Genomic DNA, 14,749 nt, shown 5'->3' on the forward strand with positions numbered 1-14,749 from the left:
GTGCCCTTCGCGATCACCCAGACCTGCTGCACCGACGCGTCCTGCGTCTCGGTGTGCCCGGTCAACTGCATCCACCCGGCGCCCGGCGAGCCCGACTTCGGGACCACCGACATGCTCTACGTCGATCCGCGCACCTGCATCGACTGCGGCGCCTGCGCCGACGCGTGCCCGGTCGACGCGGTGTTCCCGGTGGAGCGGCTGAGTGCGTCGCTGGCCGGGTACGCGCAGCTCAACGCGGACTTCTACGCGAACCGGCCGGTCTCGGCGGCGATCGAGGGCGAGTCGCCGATGTTCCACGACTGGCAGCAGCCGGCGTTCACCCGGACCCTTCCCGCGGACATGGCGCCGCTGGACGTCGCCGTCGTCGGGACCGGGCCCGCCGGCATGTACGCCGCGCAGGACCTGCTGCTGCACACCTCGTCGCGGGTCACCCTGCTGGACCGGCTGGACACCCCGGGCGGGCTGGTCCGCTTCGGTGTCGCGCCGGACCACCCGTCGACGAAGCGGATCGGCGAGTCGTTCGCCCGGTTCCACCGCCACCCCCGGGTGCGGATGCGGCTGGGCACCGAGGTCGGCCGCGACATCACCGCCGACGAGCTCGCCCGGCGGCACGACGCGGTCGTGTGGGCGGTCGGTGCGCCGGCACCGAAGGACCTGGACCTGCCCGGTGCCGAACTGCCGGGCAGCATCGCCGCGGACACCGTGGTCGGCTGGTACAACGGCCATCCCGAGGTGCCCGCCGACGCCGTCGACACGTCGGTGTCGCGGGTCGTGGTGGTCGGCACCGGCAACGTCGCGATCGACGTGGCGCGGGTGCTCACCGCACCGCCCGCCGACCTGGCGGGTACCCCGGTCGCGCCGCATGCGCTGGCCGCGCTGCGCGCGGGAGCGATCCGGGAGGTCGTGCTGCTGGCCCGCGGTGGACCCGACGCGATCGCCGCGACCGCCCCGGAGCTGCGCGAACTGCTCGGCCGCTCCGGTGTGGACGTGCTGGTCGACGAGCACGATCCGCGGATCGCCGAGTCGCTGGACGGGCCCGCCGCCGGTGACGCGCACGGCCTGCTCCGGGGTGCGGCCCGGGAGAAGATCGACTGGTCGGTGCCCGCCGAGCGGCCGCGGGTGGTGTTCCGGTTCCACTCCGCGCCGGAACGGTTCGAGGGGGCCGTTCGGGTGCAGGGCGTGCAGACGGTCGACGGGACCGCGATCCCGGCCGGGCTGGTCGTGCGGGCGGTCGGCCACCGCGGACGGCCGGTGCCCGGATTGCCGTTCGACGACGACCGCGGCGTCGTCCCGAACGACTCCGGACGGGTCGAGGGCAGGCCGGGACACTACGTGGTCGGCTGGATCAAGCGCGGCCCGTCCGGCGGCATCGGCACCAACCGGGGCTGCGCCGCGGAGACGGTCGGTGCACTGCTGGACGACGCGGTCGCCGGCCGGCTGCCGGACCGGGCGAGCCGCCCGTCGCCGGTGCACTCGATGCTGCAGCGGCTCGGCCGGGGCTGAGCGGGCTGTCTCGGCCGAGATGACGTCCGCGTCATCGACCCGGCCGGCCCGCACGGAGTCCGAGGCCGGAGTCCGAGGCCGGCGTCCGAGCCCGGCGCCCCGCCCCGGTCAGCGACCGGGCAGGAGCAGCGAGCGCGCCCCGCGCAGGACGTCGTCGAGCCCGGCCGTGGGCACCGCCCGCCGCCAGCCCTCGAGCGTGCCGTGCACGGTGATCCGGTCCGGCGCGAGGTGCAGGTCGTGCAGCCGCAGCTGCGGCGGCAGCCCGGGGAGCCGGACGGAGCCGGAGCGGATCCCGCGCAGCGGGCTGCGGTCCACCAGGGCGCGGACCGATCGCCGGGCCTCGGCCGAGCGCGGCGGACCCATCCGGTGCCCGGCCACGGTGAGCCCGCTGACCTTCCAGGACAGCGTGTGCCCGTGCACCGACAGCTCGAGATCGGCCGAGCCGAGCCCCGGCCGGTGCCGGCGGCGGGCCCGCGGCACCCCGTCTGCGTCGACGGTCACGTCGAGACCGGGCGCGTGTGCGTGCAGCTTCTCGGCGATCCAGTCCGGTTCCAGCACCGCCGCCAGCTCGACCGGACCGGCGACCAGCTCCGGGGTGAGGGCGGGCCGGATCCGGACCTCGCGGGCGACCAGGGTCAGCTCGCGCAGCCGCAGTGCGGGGGCGTCGACGTCGCCGGCGGTGAGCCGGACCTCGTCGAGCCGGCCGGTGGCCAGCGCACGGGGGCCCAGGCCCGATGTCGACACGGCGGTCGGGACCAGCCGCAGCGTCTCGTCGCCGTTGCGCACCGTCGTCTCCCGGCCCAGGTAGCGGTAGCGCAGCGTCTCGACGAGCGCGCGCAACAGCAGCGCCGTGGCGGGGGTGGTTCCCGAGGCCAGCAGCGCCGCACCGACCAGCACGCCGGGATCGGCCGCCGTCTCCGGTGCTGACATGGGGCTCGATGCTCCTTCGGGCGGACCCACCGGTGGCGGGCGGCCCCGGCGGGACCGTCCCGAGCGTGGCAGGTCCGGGATGGTTCCGCGAACGCCGCCCCGGCCGGTTGCGCCGCCCGGGCCGCGACGGCGAACGGCCCGCCCCGGAGCAGTGCTCCCGAGCGGGCCGTGGCCGTGATCGTGACGGTCAGCGCCCCGGGCCGGACTCCAGGTCCCGGCCGGCCTGCACCTCGCCGTCACCGGAGTCGACGGTGGCGACGGCGGCCTTGCGCTCGGAGGCCTCCGTCGAAGCGTCCAGGGCGGTCCCCGACCCGGGGCCGTTGCCCTGGGCCTCGGCCTTCATCAGCTCGTCGACGTCGACCTGACCGGGGTCGTTCAGGACGTCCTCGAGGCGGTCGCGATCCAGCTCCCCGGTCCAGCGGGCGATCACCAGGGTGCCGATCCCGTTGCCGGTCAGGTTGGTCAGCGCGCGGCCCTCGGACATGAAGCGGTCGATGCCGACGATCAGCGCCAGGCCGACCAGCGGAATGATGTGGTCGAACGCGGCGATCGAGGCGGCCAGGGTGACCAGCCCGGCGCCGGAGACGCCTGCCGCGCCGTTCGACGAGATCAGCATGAACAGCAGCAGGCCGATCTGGGTGGTCAGCGGCACGTCCACGCCGAACGCCTGGGCGATGAACATCGCGCCCATCGTCATGTAGATGGCGGTGCCGTCGAGGTTGAACGAGTAGCCGGTCGGGATGGTCAGGCCGACCACGTGCTTGGGCGTTCCGGCCGCCTCCAGCTTCGTCATCATCCGCGGCAGCACCGTCTCCGACGACGACGTGCCGAGCACGATCAGCAGCTCGTCCTTGATGTAGCGGAGGTACTTCAGGATCGAGAAGCCGGCGAGCCGGCAGATCGGGCCGAGGCAGACGAAGATGAACAGCAGGCAGGTCAGCCAGAAGGTGACCATGAACTGCGCCAGGCTGCCCAGGATCGCGCTGCCGTGCTCGCCGATGGTGTACGCGATACCACCGAACGCGCCGACCGGCGCGACCCACATGACCAGCTTGATGACGCCGAACATCACCTTGGCGAACGAGTCCAGCGCGTACACCACGCTCTTGCCGCGCTCACCGAGCATGGTGATCGCGACGCCGACCAGGATGGCCAGCAGCAGCACCTGCAGCAGCTGCCCGTCGACGAAGGCCGAGGCGAACGACGACGGCACCAGGTTCAGGATGAAGTCGGTGAAGCCGCCGCCCGCGGCGCCGCCGGCGGACTCGATGGTCTCGTTCGCGGCCGAGCCGTCGAAGGTGTCCCGGTCGTAGCCCAGTCCGGCGCCCGGTGCGATCAGGTTGATCGTGATCAGGCCCAGGCCCAGTGCGACGACGGTGGTCGCGTTGAAGTAGATGACCGTCCGCAGGGCCAGCCCGCCCACCTTGGCGAGATTGCCCAGTCCGGCGATCCCCACGACGACCGTCGCGAAGATGACCGGGGCGATGACCACCTTCACCAGGTTGATGAACAGGGTGGCCAGCCACTGCATCTGCGCGCCGACCTCGGGCAGCAGCAGCCCGACCAGGATTCCGGCGCTGATGCCGATCAACACCCAGAAGTACAGATGCTTCCAGATGGGTGTCCGCTTCCGCTGCGACCTGTCCACCTTCTGTGGTCCCGGGTCCGCCGTGGGACTGCTCATGGTTCGCTCCCTCGCGTCACGATGCTGCAGGGAGGCTCCCGGGCGGAGACTCCGGCATCCACCCCACGGACGGTTTCTTGGGATTGGCTTGACGTAACGGTCATATCGGATGCGTCGTACCCTGCGGGGATGACCGGGCTGTCGCGCCGCGCGCTGCTGCGCACCTCCGGCGCCCTCGCCGGGATGGCGCTGGGCGGCGGGCTGGTGTCCGGCTGCGCCCCGGCGCCGCCGCGGCCGCCCGAGCCGTTCCGGCTGGGTACGGGGCCGGAGGGCGCGGTCTACCGGGAGATCGGTCTCGCACTGGCCGGGGTGCTCGACCGCGCGTGGGGCAGGCCCGTCGTCGAGCTCGTGTACACCGACGCGGCGCCGGAGAACATGGAGATGCTGACCGGCGGCCGGGTCGAGATGGCCTTCGTGAACGTCGACGTCGCCGCCGAGCACTCCGGACAGGTGATGGCACTCGCCCGGGTCTTCGACTCGGTGATGCACGTGCTCGTCCCGGCCGACAGCCGGGCGCGCGACCTGCGTGACCTCGACGGCGCGACGCTCGCCGCCGGGATGCCGCTCTCCGGCACCCGCTACCTGAGCCGACGGCTGCTGGAGCAGGCCGGCAGCGAGGTCGATCTGCGCAGCTACTCGCAGGCAGACTCGGTGCGCGCATTCCGCTCCGGCGAGGTGGACGCGGTGCTCAGCCTCACCGGGATGCCCACCCCGGCGGTCACCGAGCTGGCCCGGGACGGCGCCGTGCGGCTGCTCGACCTGACCGCGCAGATCGAGCCGCTGGTCCGGGCCCGTCCACTGGAGTACGTGCCGGTCGTGGTCCCGGCGACGATGTACCCGCCGATGGAGTCGGCCCCGGCGCTGGCCGTGCCGACCCTGCTCGCGGTGCAGCCGTCGATGGACCAGGAGCTCGCGAACTGGCTGACCGCGGTGCTGTTCGACAACGCCGCAGAGCTGTCCCGGGTGCGCGGTGAGGCGAGCCAGATCAACCCGCGCACCGGCGCGGCGACCACCCCGGTGACGTTGCACCCGGGGGCCCGCCGCTGGTTCCGGGAGCGCAAGCCCTGAGCGGTGCTCAGGTCGCCGGCGGCACCCGTACGACGGCGGTCAATCCTCCGCCGGGCGTCTCGGCCAGCTCCAGCGCGCCGCCGGCGTCGTCGAGCACCTGGGCGACGATGGCCAGCCCGAGCCCGGTGCCCGGGACGTTCTGGTCGTGCGGGCTGCGCCAGAAACGCTCGGTCGCGCGCCGCCTGCCGTTCTCGTCCAGCCCGCGTCCGTCGTCGGCGACCTCGATCCGGTAGCCGGACCCGTCCGGGCGGCCGCGCACCGTCACGGTGCTGCCGCGGGAGAGCCGGACGGCGTTCGCGACGAGCTCGTCGACGGCGGCGGCGAGCCCGCCGGTCGGTTCCCGCACCCGGGTGGAGGTACCGGCCAGATCCTCGGCGAAGGTCATCCCGGCGTCCTCGACGACCGCCCGCCAGGACGACCCCCGCTGGCCGATGGCGGCACCGACCGGGCCGGCGCCGGCCGGCCGGTCGGCCACCGCGGTGGCGGCCAGCATGCTGCTCAGGACGCTGCTCATCCGCTCGAGATCGTCGACGGCGTCGGAGTAGGCGACGCGCGCGTCGGCGTCGGTCCCCAGGTGCGGTTCCAGGTTCTCCACCGACAGCCGGACCGATGCGATCGGGTTGCGCAGCTGGTGGGCTGCGTCGGCGACGAAACGTTGCTGTCGTTCGATGGTGCGGCGCACCGCGTCGACCATGTCGTTGAAGCCCGCGGAGAGGTTGCGCAGCTCCGGTGGCCCGGAGTCGGGCGCGGCCCGGGTGTCCAGCTGACCGGCGCGGACGGCGGCCGCACTGCGTTCCAGGTCCGCGACCGGCCGCAGGATCCATCGGGTCATCGGCCCGACCAGCCACACCGCCAGCGTCGCGACCAGCGCGAACAGGCCACCGAGGAGCGCCCAGTCGCCGAGGATCCGGGCGCGCACCGAGTCGGTCGGGACGGCGAGCACGAGGGCAGCGACGACCTGGGAGTCGCGGCCGACCGGCGTCACCACCAGCTCGGGTTCGACCCGCCACGGCCACACGGTGCGTTCCACCGGTGGCAGCTGCCCGGCGAGCACCCCGGTGAGCCGGGCCGTCGCCTCCGCCGGTGGCGGGGTGCCGTCGGTGGCGTGCAGCACCTGCTGCTCGCGGTCGAGGAACCACATCGGGGTGTCGTAGAGGTCGGCGTACTCGTCGAGCTCGGCGCGCAGCCGCACCAGGTCGGCCTGCAGCGCGGTCCCGCCGGTGAGCGCGGTGAGCGCCAGCACCGAGAACCGGCTCGCGTCGCTGAGCCGGTCGGCGACCAGCGTGGCGGTGTGCCGTTCGGCGACGGTCCCGGCGGTCGGCACCAGCACGCCCAGCATCAGCAGCACGAGCAGTGGCGCGATCGCCACCACCAGCCGGCGCCTCACGGGCCGACCTGATAGCCGACACCGCGCAGGGTCCGGATGGCGACCCGCTCGCCGAGCTTGCCGCGCAGCGTCGCCATGTGCGTGTCCAGGGTCCGCGAGCTGGACTCGGTCGGCGCCTCCCACACCTGGTCGATCACGAAACCGCGCTCCACCGGTTGCCCGGCCCGTTCGAACAGCAGCGCCAGCACCGCGGACTCGATCGCGGTGAGCGCCGCCGACCACCCGTCGGCGCCGTCCCGCACGGTGCGGGCCGTCACGTCGAGCTCGAGGGTGCCCCAGCAGTGCACGACGGCGGCCGGTGCCACAGCCTGTCGCAGCGCGCGGGTCCGCCTGCTCACCGCCTCGATCCGGGCGAGCAGCTCGGCGAGGCTGAACGGCTTCACCACGTAGTCGTCGGCACCCGCGCGCAGCCCGACGACCCGCTCGGCCTCGCTGTCCTGCGCGGTCACCACCAGCACCCCGGTCGCGGGCTGCTCGCGCAGCTTGCGCACCACCGCGCTGCCGTGCCCGTCCGGCAGACCCATGTCGACCAGTGCGAGATCGGGCACCTGCTCGTCGATCAGCTCGAGCGCCTCGGCGACGTCGGCGGCGCGTACGACCCGGTACCCCGCACGGAGCAGGGCACGCACCAGCCCACGCGCCACCCGGTCGTCGTCCTCGACCACCAGAATCCGCACGGTTGCAGGGTAGAGAGCAGGACGCTCCCGGGCACAACGGGCGATCTCAGCCGGGTCGCGGGGGACCGGTGGGACTGCCGTGTGTGGGTGCCCCCGGCAGGACTCGAACCTGCGACCACGGCATTAGAAGGGCCATGCTCTATCCACCTGAGCTACGGAGGCTGCGCGCACCGTCACCAGCGGCGCGGCACGCGGCCATCACCGTAGCGACCCGGGCAAGCGATCACCCATCCGACGTCGGCCGTACGGGCACCCGTGCGGGGCGCACCACCATCCGTACGGTTGAAGCACGCGCGAACTAGGGCCTCGCCTGCGACGCTGACGGACGGTCACGTCCATACTGTCCCCATGGTTCTGGGACTGCGATCCGCGATCGGGTCGGATGTAGGTCGCCGCCGGACGTCGAACCAGGACTCCGGCGCGACGACCGGCCGCCTTCTGATCGTGGCCGACGGGATGGGCGGTCACGCCCACGGCGAGATCGCGAGTGCGATGACGGTGTCGGCGTTCACCGAGCTGGACGGCCGATTGCCCCAGGATCTCACCGATCTCGATCTCGCGGCCGAGATGACGGACGCCCTCGTCGACGCGACCGAGCGGCTGTCCCGGCGGGCGGGGGAGGACCCGGACACCCGCGGGATGGGGACGACGGTGGTGTCGCTGCTGCTGACCGGCGATCAGCTGGCCATGGCGCACATCGGCGACTCGCGCATCTACCGGCTCCGCGACGGTGGGCTCACCCAGCTGACGCACGACCACACGATGGTCCAGCAGCTCGTCGACGAGGGGCAGATCACCGCCGAGGAGGCGGCTCATCATCCGCGTCGTTCGGTGCTGATGCGGGCGTTGAGCACCGACCACGCGCCGGAGCCCGATCTCGAGCGGATCGACATCCTCGAGGGTGATCGGTTCCTGCTCTGCTCGGACGGCGTCACCGCGGTGCTCGACGACGACGCGCTCCTGCGGGAGCTGGCCGCCGAGGCCGCTCCGGACGCGATCGTGCAGCGCCTGATCGACCTCGCGAACGAGGGCGGCGGGCCGGACAACATCACCGCGATCGTCGCCGACGTCGTCGAGCTGGCGGACGAGTCGGAGCAGACGCAGGATCTCCGGGTCGCGGGCGCGGCCGCCGAGATCAGTACCTCGAACTGACCGACCGCACCGGGACTCACCGGCGGGCGACGATCCGCCGCAGCCGTACCCGGTGCGCCGCGGTGCGGTGCGCGACCAGACCGGCCCGGGCGGACGCCGGCAGCTCCGGCGGGTAGACGCCCGCGCCGCACAGGTCGGCCACGGCCGCCGGCCGGTCCGCATCGGCCGCGCCGGCCCCGGCGGCACCGTCGAGTGTGAAGTCCAGACGGTCGTCGGCGAGCACCGCGAAGTCCGCCGACGACGCCAGCCACTCCGGGTGCTCGACCGCCGAGCGGTGCCGCCACGACGCCCGCACCGCGCGGCGCAGTTCGCCCCCGCGCCAGCCGAACGACGCGGGCGCCGGCAGCAGGACCGAGAGCAGCCCGTGTGGTGCGAGTACCCGGCGCAGCTCGGTGAAGAGCCCGCTCATGTCGTGCAGCAGCGGCAGGAGGAGCGGGACGGCGATCCGGTCCACCGACCGGGTGCGCAGCGGCAGGGCGAGCGGGGACGCACGGGACACACCGAACGCGCTGTCGCCCACCTCCAGCGCGACGCCGTCGTGGACCAGCGTCGCGCGCACCCGGCTGGTCGCCCCCGGAGCACGGCACCACTGCGCGGCCGTCGGACCGTTGCCGGCGCGCAGCCGGTGCAGGACGGGATCGAGGACGTCTCCGGCGGTCAGCACGCGGGCAGTCTCGCGCAGGGCGGGCCCGGTCGGCTCCTCGCACGACGAGCGGCCGTGCATCGCCGATGATCGTGATGTGCCCGCTGCACGGCCCACCGGGCGTCGTCGACGGCCGGGACCCGACCGCTCGTCGCTCGTCCGGCCCGCGACGGACGGTCGAAAAAAATTTCTCGACGAGGAGGGTGCGCATGGGCCGCAGGACGAACGACGTCCCCAGAGGACTTCGCGACCTCCGATCGGCGCTTCCTCTTGCGCGATCGGTGCTGGTCAATCAGGATGCAGGGAGAGCTGGACGGGGTGACCGTTCGTCGCATCGCCGGCTCGGTTCCACGCGGTGGCCTGACTGCCTCTTCGGAGGATTTGCGCAGGTCAGTGGGTGTTTGGGACCCCGGTTTGACGCGCCCGGACACCGTGGCGTAACTTAGTTCCTGTCAGCGAGTGAGCCGGACAGAACGGGCCTGAGAGCCCGGTCAACAGGCCCGCTGGCCACAGAGGTCCCCCCGGTGGATGTCCGAGTTTCTCGGGTGTTTATGGTGGTGGGGTCAAGGCGATCCGCCTTCGGATCCGGTTGTGAGGCCGGTGGTGTGGTGCGGGTGTCTTTTGAGAACTCAACAGTGTGTCGAGCTATTTATATAGTTTTGGCGTTTTTATGCCAGTTTGTTTGGCTGTGGCTGGTCGATCCCGTCGGCTGGTCATGGTGTTTGTCAGGGTTTTGTTGGAGAGTTTGATCCTGGCTCAGGACGAACGCTGGCGGCGTGCTTAACACATGCAAGTCGAGCGGTAAGGCCCTTTCGGGGGTACACGAGCGGCGAACGGGTGAGTAACACGTGGGTGACCTGCCCTCCACTCTGGGATAAGCCCGGGAAACTGGGTCTAATACCGGATAGGACACGTTGATGCATGTCTTCGTGTGGAAAGTTTTTTCGGTGGGGGATGGGCCCGCGGCCTATCAGCTTGTTGGTGGGGTGATGGCCTACCAAGGCGGTGACGGGTAGCCGGCCTGAGAGGGCGACCGGCCACACTGGGACTGAGACACGGCCCAGACTCCTACGGGAGGCAGCAGTGGGGAATATTGCGCAATGGGCGGAAGCCTGACGCAGCGACGCCGCGTGGGGGATGACGGCCTTCGGGTTGTAAACCTCTTTCGCCAGGGACGAAGAGCAATTGACGGTACCTGGAGAAGAAGCACCGGCCAACTACGTGCCAGCAGCCGCGGTAACACGTAGGGTGCGAGCGTTGTCCGGAATTATTGGGCGTAAAGAGCTCGTAGGCGGTGTGTCGCGTCGATCGTGAAAACTTGGGGCTTAACTCTGAGCGTGCGGTCGATACGGGCATCACTTGAGTTCGGCAGGGGAGACTGGAATTCCTGGTGTAGCGGTGAAATGCGCAGATATCAGGAGGAACACCGGTGGCGAAGGCGGGTCTCTGGGCCGATACTGACGCTGAGGAGCGAAAGCGTGGGGAGCGAACAGGATTAGATACCCTGGTAGTCCACGCCGTAAACGTTGGGCGCTAGGTGTGGGGACCATTCCACGGTTTCTGTGCCGCAGCTAACGCATTAAGCGCCCCGCCTGGGGAGTACGGCCGCAAGGCTAAAACTCAAAGGAATTGACGGGGGCCCGCACAAGCGGCGGAGCATGTGGATTAATTCGATGCAACGCGAAGAACCTTACCTGGGTTTGACATGCACAGGACCGCGGCAGAGATGTCGTTTCCCTTGTGGCCTGTGTGCAGGTGGTGCATGGCTGTCGTCAGCTCGTGTCGTGAGATGTTGGGTTAAGTCCCGCAACGAGCGCAACCCTTGTTCCATGTTGCCAGCACGTAATGGTGGGGACTCATGGGAGACTGCCGGGGTCAACTCGGAGGAAGGTGGGGATGACGTCAAGTCATCATGCCCCTTATGTCCAGGGCTTCACACATGCTACAATGGCTCATACAGAGGGCTGCGAGACCGTGAGGTGGAGCGAATCCCTTAAAGTGAGTCTCAGTTCGGATCGGGGTCTGCAACTCGACCCCGTGAAGTTGGAGTCGCTAGTAATCGCAGATCAGCAACGCTGCGGTGAATACGTTCCCGGGCCTTGTACACACCGCCCGTCACGTCACGAAAGTTGGTAACACCCGAAGCCGGCGGCCCAACCCTTGTGGAGGGAGCTGTCGAAGGTGGGACTGGCGATTGGGACGAAGTCGTAACAAGGTAGCCGTACCGGAAGGTGCGGCTGGATCACCTCCTTTCTAAGGAGTCTCACCGAGTGGTGGGGCGCCAACGTTTTACGCACGTTGTGTTTGTGTGGATTGTGTTGGTTCCTTATTCGAGATCATGCCTGTCGGGGCCGTTCGTGTTCCGGGGTGTGTCTGGGTGGAACATGAGGCGTCAAGGCTGAGTTCGGCACACTGTTGGGTCCTGAGGGGACATCCGGTTGGGTGTTGTCTTCTGGCCGTCCGTCTGGTGGTTTCCTAACGCGTTCCTTGTGTGGGGTGTGGTGGTTGCTGTCCGGGTTGGTGTGGTTGTGGGTTGAGTGTTGCATAGTGGATGCGAGCATCTTGTTGTGGTCAAGTTGTTAAGAGCACATGGTGGATGCCTGGGCATCAGGAGCCGATGAAGGACGTGGGAGGCCGCGATAGGCCTCGGGGAGCTGTCAACCGAGCTGTGATCCGAGGGTGTCCGAATGGGGAAACCCAGCACCCGTCATGGGGTGTTACCCGTACCTGAATTCATAGGGTGCGTGGAGGGAACGTGGGGAAGTGAAACATCTCAGTACCCACAGGAAGAGAAAACAATAGTGATTCCGTGAGTAGTGGCGAGCGAAAGCGGAAGAGGCTAAACCGTGTCCGTGTCAAGCCGGCAGGTGTTGCGGGTGCGGGGTTGTTGGGACGTGTTGTTCACCTTCTGCCGAGGGTGGGATGATGTGGTGCTGTGTTAGCGGAAGACTTCTGGGAAGGGTCGCCGGAGTGGGTGAGAGCCCCGTACGCGAAAATGCAGTGTCTGTCATGAATGTTGTTCCCGAGTAGCAGCGAGCCCGTGAAATTCGCTGTGAATCTGGCGGGACCACCCGTCAAGCCTAAATACTACCTGATGACCGATAGCGGACAAGTACCGTGAGGGAAAGGTGAAAAGTACCCCGGGAGGGGAGTGAAATAGTACCTGAAACCGTGTGCTTACAAGCCGTCAGAGCCTGAAGTCTCTTTGTGGGGCAGGGTGATGGCGTGCCTTTTGAAGAATGAGCCTGCGAGTTATGCTTCGTGGCGAGGTTAACCTGTGTGGGGTAGCCGTAGCGAAAGCGAGTCCGAATAGGGCGGTGGAGTCGCGGGGTGTAGACCCGAAGCGGAGTGATCTACCCATGGCCAGGGTGAAGCGTCGGTAAGACGTCGTGGAGGCCCGAACCCACCAGGGTTGAAAACCTGGGGGATGAGCTGTGGGTAGGGGTGAAAGGCCAATCAAACTTCGTGATAGCTGGTTCTCCCCGAAATGCATTTAGGTGCAGCGTCGTGTGTTTCTCACCGGAGGTAGAGCACTGGATGGCCTAGGGGGCCGACAAGCTTACCGAAGTCAGCCAAACTCCGAATGCCGGTGAGTGAGAGCGCGGCAGTGAGACTGCGGGGGATAAGCTTCGTGGTCGAGAGGGAAACAGCCCAGATCACCGGCTAAGGCCCCTAAGCGTGCGCTAAGTGGGAAAGGATGTGGGATCGCCCGGACAACCAGGAGGTTGGCTTAGAAGCAGCCACCCTTGAAAGAGTGCGTAATAGCTCACTGGTCAAGTGGTCCTGCGCCGACAATGTAGCGGGGCTCAAGCGCACCGCCGAAGCCGTGGCAATGACACGTAGAGTGTTGTTGGGTAGGGGAGCGTCCTGCATCTGGTGAAGCCCGGGAGTGATTGACGGGTGGAGGGTGTGGGAGTGAGAATGCAGGCATGAGTAGCGAATGCAGAGTGAGAATCTCTGCCGCCGGATGACCAAGGGTTCCTGGGCCAGGTTGTTCCGCCCAGGGTGAGCCGGGACCTAAGGCGAGGCCGTCAGGCGTAGTCGATGGACAACGGGTTGATATTCCCGTGCTCGTGATAGTGCGTCCATGCTGAATCTGGTGATGCTAACCATCCGAACCCACCTCGGCTCCTTCGGGAGTTGTGTTTGTGGGGGAGCGTGGGATCCGATCTGGTAGTAGGCAAGTGATGGGGTGACGCAGGAGGGTAGCTCCGCCACGCGGTGGTTGTCGTGGTGTAAGCCTGTAGCCTGATTTCCTAGGTAAATCCGGGGGATCGTGAAGGGTGAGAGGTGATGCGTAGCCGATTGAGGCGAAGAGGGTGATCCCATGCTGTCGAGAAAAGCCTCTAGCGAGTGCTGTTGCGGCCCGTACCCCAAACCGACACAGGTGGTCAGGTAGAGAATACCGAGGCGATCGAGAGAACTGTGGTTAAGGAATTCGGCAAAATGCCTCCGTAACTTCGGGAGAAGGAGGGCCATCTGCCTTGAGGCCTCTTGCAGGCTAGGGGTGGGTGGTCGCAGAGACCAGGCCCAAGCGACTGTTTACTAAAAACACAGGTCCGTGCGAAGTCGCAAGACGATGTATACGGACTGACGCCTGCCCGGTGCTGGAACGTTAAGAGGACCTGTTAGTCCTTCGGGGCGAAGCGGAGAATTTAAGCGCCAGTAAACGGCGGTGGTAACTATAACCATCCTAAGGTAGCGAAATTCCTTGTCGGGTAAGTTCCGACCTGCACGAATGGCGTAACGACTTGGGCGCTGTCTCGACCACAGACTCGGCGAAATTGCACTACGAGTAAAGATGCTCGTTACGCGCGGCAGGACGGAAAGACCCCGGGACCTTTACTATAGCTTGGTATTGATGCTCGGTTCGGCTTGTGTAGGATAGGTGGGAGACTGTGAAGCGTTCACGCTAGTGGGTGTGGAGTCGTTGTTGAAATACCACTCTGGTCGAATTGGGTGTCTCAACCTCGGGCCATGATCTGGTTCAGGGACAGTGCCTGGTGGGTAGTTTAACTGGGGCGGTTGCCTCCCAAAGAGTAACGGAGGCGCCCAAAGGTTCCCTCAGCCTGGTTGGCAATCAGGTGTTGAGTGTAAGTGCACAAGGGAGCTTGACTGTGAGACTGACGGGTCGAGCAGGGACGAAAGTCGGGACTAGTGATCCGGCACCACCTTGTGGAAGGGGTGTCGCTCAACGGATAAAAGGTACCCCGGGGATAACAGGCTGATCTTGCCCAAGAGTCCATATCGACGGCATGGTTTGGCACCTCGATGTCGGCTCGTCGCATCCTGGGGCTGGAGTAGGTCCCAAGGGTTGGGCTGTTCGCCCATTAAAGCGGTACGCGAGCTGGGTTTAGAACGTCGTGAGACAGTTCGGTCCCTATCCGCCGCGCGCGTTGGAGATTTGAGGAAGGCTGTCCCTAGTACGAGAGGACCGGGACGGACGAACCTCTGGTGTGCCAGTTGTCCCGCCAGGGGCACGGCTGGTTGGCTATGTTCGGGAGGGATAACCGCTGAAGGCATCTAAGCGGGAAGCCTGTTTCAAGATGAGGTCTCCTACCACCTTGAGTGGGTAAGGCTCCCAGGAGATGACTGGGTTGATAGGCCGGAGATGGAAGCCCTGTGAGGGGTGGAGTTGACCGGTACTAATAGGCCGAGGGCTTGCTCACAACATTTTGTTCGCATCCACTGTGTGACCCTGAGCC

At 67.8% G+C, this 14,749-nt stretch carries 8 protein-coding genes, 1 tRNA gene and 2 rRNA genes; 5 read left to right on the forward strand and 6 right to left on the reverse strand.

Features of this window, described 5'->3' with window-relative positions; genetic code table 11:
* Positions 1-1,503: an FAD-dependent oxidoreductase gene (locus Pdca_RS08820; protein WP_085913701.1), complete on the forward strand. Its 1,503-nt coding sequence runs from the start codon at positions 1-3 to the stop codon at positions 1,501-1,503.
* A 108-nt stretch (positions 1,504-1,611) separates the two neighbouring features.
* Here Pdca_RS08820 and Pdca_RS08825 read toward each other — a convergent pair whose 3' ends face one another.
* Both Pdca_RS08825 and dctA read right to left on the reverse strand, forming a co-directional pair.
* The gene (locus Pdca_RS08825) at positions 1,612-2,433 is read right to left on the reverse strand and encodes an LmeA family phospholipid-binding protein (protein WP_085913700.1); all 822 of its coding nucleotides are present in this window, start codon (positions 2,431-2,433) and stop codon (positions 1,612-1,614) included.
* A gap of 187 nt (positions 2,434-2,620) precedes the next feature.
* The gene (dctA, locus tag Pdca_RS08830) at positions 2,621-4,117 is read right to left on the reverse strand and encodes a C4-dicarboxylate transporter DctA (RefSeq protein ID WP_085913699.1); all 1,497 of its coding nucleotides are present in this window, start codon (positions 4,115-4,117) and stop codon (positions 2,621-2,623) included.
* 129 nt (positions 4,118-4,246) lie between these two features.
* Between dctA and Pdca_RS08835 the strand changes: the two genes are divergently transcribed.
* Entirely contained in the window at positions 4,247-5,185 is a 939-nt protein-coding gene (locus tag Pdca_RS08835; protein ID WP_085913698.1) for a TAXI family TRAP transporter solute-binding subunit, read from the forward strand.
* 7 nt (positions 5,186-5,192) lie between these two features.
* Here the strand turns inward: Pdca_RS08835 and Pdca_RS08840 are convergent, their stop codons facing one another.
* The 3 genes from Pdca_RS08840 to Pdca_RS08850 all read right to left on the reverse strand — a co-directional run bounded on the left by Pdca_RS08840 (position 5,193) and on the right by Pdca_RS08850 (position 7,411).
* Positions 5,193-6,572 (reverse strand): sensor histidine kinase, encoded by a 1,380-nt coding sequence (locus Pdca_RS08840; protein WP_085913697.1) that lies wholly within the window; start codon positions 6,570-6,572, stop codon positions 5,193-5,195.
* Positions 6,569-7,249, reverse strand: coding sequence for a response regulator transcription factor (locus Pdca_RS08845; RefSeq protein WP_085913696.1), 681 nt, complete (start codon positions 7,247-7,249; stop codon positions 6,569-6,571). The genes Pdca_RS08840 and Pdca_RS08845 overlap by 4 nt, the downstream gene beginning before the upstream one ends.
* A gap of 88 nt (positions 7,250-7,337) precedes the next feature.
* Positions 7,338-7,411 (reverse strand) — tRNA-Arg (locus Pdca_RS08850).
* 186 nt (positions 7,412-7,597) lie between these two features.
* On the opposite strand from Pdca_RS08850, the gene Pdca_RS08855 reads away from it, so the two are divergent.
* Positions 7,598-8,401: a Stp1/IreP family PP2C-type Ser/Thr phosphatase gene (locus Pdca_RS08855; RefSeq protein WP_085913695.1), complete on the forward strand. Its 804-nt coding sequence runs from the start codon at positions 7,598-7,600 to the stop codon at positions 8,399-8,401.
* Positions 8,402-8,417: 16 nt separating this feature from the next.
* On the opposite strand, the gene Pdca_RS08860 is transcribed toward Pdca_RS08855, so the two are convergent.
* Complete coding sequence (locus Pdca_RS08860; RefSeq protein ID WP_125911330.1) at positions 8,418-9,065, reverse strand: hypothetical protein; 648 nt, start codon at positions 9,063-9,065, stop codon at positions 8,418-8,420.
* Between the two features lie 712 nt (positions 9,066-9,777).
* On the opposite strand from Pdca_RS08860, the gene Pdca_RS08865 reads away from it, so the two are divergent.
* A 16S ribosomal RNA gene (locus Pdca_RS08865) occupies positions 9,778-11,297 on the forward strand.
* Positions 11,298-11,613: 316 nt separating this feature from the next.
* Positions 11,614-14,713, forward strand: a 23S ribosomal RNA gene (locus Pdca_RS08870).
* Together the 16S and 23S rRNA genes form the textbook arrangement of a ribosomal RNA operon.
* The last annotated feature ends 36 nt before the right edge of the window (positions 14,714-14,749 follow it).

This window comes from Pseudonocardia autotrophica, from assembly GCF_003945385.1.
Lineage (GTDB): Bacteria > Actinomycetota > Actinomycetes > Mycobacteriales > Pseudonocardiaceae > Pseudonocardia > Pseudonocardia autotrophica.